The organism is Methylobacterium sp. B1 (genome assembly GCF_000333255.1).
In the GTDB taxonomy this organism is placed as follows: domain Bacteria; phylum Pseudomonadota; class Alphaproteobacteria; order Rhizobiales; family Beijerinckiaceae; genus Methylobacterium; species Methylobacterium fujisawaense.
Window position 1 is genome coordinate 1 of the sequence record NZ_BACT01000265.1, and the last position, 4,398, is coordinate 4,398.

Here is a 4,398-nt window from a genome sequence, read left to right on the forward strand (position 1 = left end):
GTCGTGGTCACTGAGAGGCCCGCCCGGGAGTCTTCCGGGCTCAAGATTTTGAAAGCGTAACCATTCGTTGCACGCGCGGCTGACCTGTGGCACTAACAGATGTCACGTCTGGATCTTCGCGGCGCAATGTTGCACCTGTCAGTTGTGATTGGCGCCCCGGATCCGGGCGAGCAAGCCTGCCAACATTTAAGAACATCCGGACTACCAACGATGGCGAACCCAACCCCCAAGCCGAAGCAGACGACAGCCATTGATCACGGGGTCGGCAGCCGCATCGCGTTCCTTCGGGCCGCTAACGGATTGAGCCAATCGGCCCTGGCCAGTGCATTGGGTGTCAGCTTCCAGCAGGTCCAGAAGTACGAGACTGGCAAGAACCGGGTCGGAGCCGGCCGTCTGCAGGCAATCGCAGAGCGACTCGGCGTCCCGGTCTCAAGCTTCTTCGAGCCCGAGCCCGAGGCTTCGACGGAGAATGGCCCGGCGCTGCTTCGTGTGGCCGGCGCCGTCGAGATCCTGCGGGCCTACAATCAGATCGCCGACGATCAGATGCGCCGCGACGTGCTCTCGCTGGTGAAATCCGCCGCGCGGATCTCCCAGCTGCGATCGGCGGACGAAGCGGCGCCTCAGTCTCCCACCGCAACGCGCAACGCGTGAGATCGGGCCGGCGCGGCGCTCCAGCCCAGCGCCGCGTGAGATCTGCCGGGGATGGATCATGGCCGAACGACCGACGACCGTGACCAATCTGCTGGCCGATCTGCCGCTCGGCGCAGCCGATGAGGTCGTGTCGGTCTTGGTGGCCAGCCCGGGTCTCCGGGTGGAGCGCATCGTCTCGACCGGGCAAGCGAGTCCGCCGGGCTTCTACTACGATCAGCCGCACGCCGAGTGGGTCGCCGTCCTGACGGGCGCGGCCGACCTCCTGTTCGCCGACGAGTCGGCCCCGCGTCGCCTCGTCGCTGGCGATGCCCTGATGATCGCTCCGCACCGTCGGCACCGGGTCCACTGGACCGAGTCTCCCACCGTCTGGCTGGCTATCCATTTCGGCCCTGAGCTGACGGTTTCCGAAGAGGAAATGGTCGAAGCTCCCTAGAGGGGCTCAGGCGTTAAATCGTGCGATCGCCACCGCCGTGTCGCCGTAGACGCGTCGTTCCACCGATTCGAAGCCCGCGGGCCAGACCAGTTGGACGGCTGCGGCCTCCTCGACCACGACAAGAGCCCCAGGGGCGAGCCATCCGCCCGCGGCAGCGCTCTCGAGGGCGCGCGGCGCCAGATCTTTGCCGTAGGGGGGATCGCAGAAGACGAGCGAGAAAGGGCCCGCCGAGGCGGCAGGCCCAAGCCGGGTCGCATCCCGACGGAACAGGCGCGTCACGCCTTCGGCCCCGAGCGCCTCGATATTGGTGCGGATCACCGCGCGGGCTTCGGCGCCCTCATCGACGAGCAACGCGTAGGCGGCACCCCGCGACAGGGCCTCGAATCCGAGAGCGCCCGTCCCGGCAAACAGGTCGAGAACCTGAGCACCCTCGACAGCCTGCTCGTAGGCATGGGTCAGCACGTTGAACAGCGATTCCCGGAGTCGATCCGAAGTCGGCCGGATCGCTTCGGTGCGCGGCGTGGCGAGCCTGCGGCCCCGCCAAGCGCCACCGACGATCCTCATCGCGTCCCGCGTGGCGGTCGGCCACCGCCGGGCTTGGCTCCGCCGCGCGGGGCACCGGGACGACCACCCGGTCGCCCGCCGCCCTTGCCGGGCGCGCCGCCAGAGAAGCCGCCCGGCTTGCCGCCGGGACGGGATCCACCGGGACGTGCGCCTCCCGGCTTCGGGCCTCCGAAGGCCGGCTTGCCGCCACCGGCGGCGGGTTTCCGGGGCGGGAACGAACCGGCCTTTCGGGCCGCTCCGTCGGCCGGCTTGGCGTCGAATGCGCGTTCGCGCCGATCGCCAGCCTTGCCGTCGCGGCGATCCTCGAAGCGCGTATCCCCGCGCGGCCGGTCGTCTCGCCCTGTCTCCCGGCGCTTCCACTCGCCGGTGCCGCGTTCGCCGCGTGGGCCGGCATTGCGCTCCGGCCGTTCCTGTCCGGCCTTGTCGGCAAAGCGGCGCCGCGGCTTCTCGACGGGCGCTGGCTCCGCAGGCGTCGCCGTCAGGCGCTCGACGACGACGCGGCGCTCGCCGGTGCGGATCGAGCCGACACGTTCGCGACCCCGCTCGGCCGCGGCGGCCTGCGCCGCACGAGGGTCCGCACCGCGGCGGGGGATGCGCGTCCCCCGCGGCTTCGTCGCGTCCTCGTCGCGCCACGCGGAGTTGCGGGGTCCGGGTCCGGTACCGCCCGTCGAGACCCGAGGCGTCGGTGCCGGACGCGCAGCATTGCGCCGGGATGGAGCTTGTTGTGCAGCCCGAGCTTCCCGGTCGGACTGTCGCGATTCGCCGAAGGGCGCGATCGGTTCCCGGACCGGGCTGTCGAAATCCACGCCCGCCTGTTCGGCGAGGCTCTTGCCGAGCTGGTCCTTCAGCACGCGCGTGCGCACCTCTTCCACCAGCCCGACCTCCAGATCGCCCAGCTGGAACGGGCCGAAGGACAGCCGGATCAGCCGGTTCACCGAGAGGCCGAGATGCTCAAGGATACGCTTGACCTCGCGGTTCTTGCCTTCGCGAAGGCCGAGCGTCAGCCAGACGTTGTCGCCCTGGACGCGGTCGAGGGTGGCCTCCACCGGGCCGTATTCCATGCCATCGATGGTCACGCCCTTGGCCAGCCTGTCGAGCTGCGCCTGATCGGTGTCGCCGTGCGCACGGACCCGGTACCGGCGCAGCCAGCCCGTGTCGGGATGCGCGATCACCTTGGCCAAGCCGCCGTCGTTGGTCAGGAGCAGGAGACCCTCGGTGTTGATGTCGAGGCGTCCCACCGCGACGACCCGCGGCAGTTCTTCGGGCAGCGCCTCGAAGACGGTCTGGCGACCCTCGGGATCGCGGGCCGTGGTCACCACCCCCCGAGGCTTGTGGAAGATCCACAGTCGGCTCCGCTCGCGCGACGGCATCGGTTCGCCGTCGATCAGGATGCGGTCGTTCTCGGTGACGTTGCGGGCGGGGGAGGTCAGCGTCTCGCCGTTGACGCTGACGCGACCGGCGAGAATCATCGCTTCAGCATCCCGCCGTGAGGCGATGCCGGCCCGTGCCATAGCCTTGGCGATACGCTCGCCGGGCGGCGTCTCGATAGCGCCTTCGTCCTCGGTCGGGGTCGCCGGCAGCGGCTGCGCAGTCTTGGCACCCGTCTTCGCCTTGGCTGTCGGCTTCCTCGGAGCGTCAGGGGCGTCCGCGGCACTGCCCGCATCGGTCGGCGGGGTCCAGCCCTGGCCCTGGTTTGACTCGGGGGCCGGGCGGGGAGCGCCCGCCTCGGGCTTATCGTCGTTCGGCAGATCGGTCATGCCTGCCGCTTATCAGAGCCACACTCTACAGGCGAGACGGCACGTGCGGTTGAGCCGAGGCTGAAACGACGAAGGCGGCCCATCGGGACCGCCTCGAAGATTGATGCGCGAGTGTGCCGTCAGATCCGGGGTGAGCGACCGCGCATCACGCCGAACACGGCGGAGATCAGGAACAGGGCGATCGCCACGAAGAAGACGATCTTGGCAGCTTCCATGGCCGTTCCGGCGATGCCGCCGAAGCCGAGGAGCGCCGCCACGAGAGCGACGACGAGAAATGTGACAGCCCAGCCGATCATGGCATCCTCGCTTAGTCCGGTTCAGTTCAAGACTGGAACCCGCGCGAGGCGGGTTCCGTTCCGGTTGTGCTTGACGTTCAGAGCTTGTCGGTGGCCGACTTCACCGCGCTCTTCGCGTCGCCGACCGTAGCCTGCGCCTTGCCCTTGAGTTCCTGAGCCGCGCCCTCAGCCTTGAGCTTGTCGTTGTTGGTCACATCGCCGATGCCCTGCTTGGCCTTTCCAAGAGCCTCGTTGGCGACGCCCTTGATCTTGTCGGTGGTGCTGCTCATGGCGTTGTCCTCTTGTTCGATCTGCGGCGATGCCGCACTGGATCATCGACCTCGTGGTCGCGTCGGTCCTGATGGCCGTCGGCATGATGATGGTCCCACCGGCGACGGTCGCCCTGCCGTTCAAGCTGATCTTCTTCGTGCTGGTCGACGGCTGGACCCTGGTCGCCGGCTCGCTGGTCCAGAGCTACGGCGGATGACGGCAGCCGCGACCGGCCGTCGACGATCCGGGCAAATCCGGACGGCCTCCGCGGCGACACCGCAGGATCGCGCGATGGCGGGGATCGGTGCGCGGAGTCGCCTGACGGGCCGCGCGGCATCGGCCTAGACGCGGCCGGCCTGCGGCCTCTGCCGGGCGATCCCGGTCGACGTGCCGGCGCCCTGCTAGCCGCAAAGGATCTCGCGCCGCTCGGCCTTCCGTTCGGGCGTGC

At 69.3% G+C, this 4,398-nt stretch carries 6 protein-coding genes and 1 pseudogene; 3 read left to right on the forward strand and 4 right to left on the reverse strand.

Going from position 1 to position 4,398, the window contains the following annotated elements:
• The first annotated feature begins 210 nt into the window (after positions 1-210).
• Together I53_RS07640 and I53_RS07645 are read left to right on the forward strand one after the other, a co-directional pair.
• Positions 211-651 carry a helix-turn-helix domain-containing protein gene (locus I53_RS07640; RefSeq protein ID WP_043348675.1) on the forward strand — a complete coding sequence of 147 codons (441 nt, stop codon included), beginning with the start codon at positions 211-213 and terminating at the stop codon, positions 649-651.
• Between the two features lie 58 nt (positions 652-709).
• On the forward strand, positions 710-1,084 hold the full coding sequence (locus I53_RS07645; RefSeq protein ID WP_043348677.1) for a cupin: 375 nt from the start codon (positions 710-712) through the stop codon (positions 1,082-1,084).
• Positions 1,085-1,090: 6 nt separating this feature from the next.
• Here the strand turns inward: I53_RS07645 and rsmD are convergent, their stop codons facing one another.
• The 4 genes from rsmD to I53_RS07665 all read right to left on the reverse strand — a co-directional run bounded on the left by rsmD (position 1,091) and on the right by I53_RS07665 (position 3,970).
• The gene (rsmD, locus tag I53_RS07650; protein ID WP_043348679.1) at positions 1,091-1,648 is read right to left on the reverse strand and encodes a 16S rRNA (guanine(966)-N(2))-methyltransferase RsmD; all 558 of its coding nucleotides are present in this window, start codon (positions 1,646-1,648) and stop codon (positions 1,091-1,093) included.
• Complete coding sequence (locus I53_RS07655) at positions 1,645-3,405, reverse strand: pseudouridine synthase (RefSeq protein ID WP_051044721.1); 1,761 nt, start codon at positions 3,403-3,405, stop codon at positions 1,645-1,647. Before I53_RS07655 ends, rsmD begins: the two co-directional genes overlap by 4 nt.
• Positions 3,406-3,524: 119 nt before the next feature.
• Positions 3,525-3,701 (reverse strand): DUF1328 domain-containing protein, encoded by a 177-nt coding sequence (locus tag I53_RS31050; protein ID WP_043348682.1) that lies wholly within the window; start codon positions 3,699-3,701, stop codon positions 3,525-3,527.
• Between the two features lie 77 nt (positions 3,702-3,778).
• Positions 3,779-3,970, reverse strand: coding sequence for a CsbD family protein (locus I53_RS07665; RefSeq protein WP_043348685.1), 192 nt, complete (start codon positions 3,968-3,970; stop codon positions 3,779-3,781).
• Between the two features lie 29 nt (positions 3,971-3,999).
• Here I53_RS07665 and I53_RS31055 point away from each other — a divergent pair.
• A pseudogene (locus tag I53_RS31055) lies at positions 4,000-4,167 on the forward strand (flagellar biosynthetic protein FliP); the annotation flags it as partial.
• Positions 4,168-4,398 lie beyond the last annotated feature (231 nt).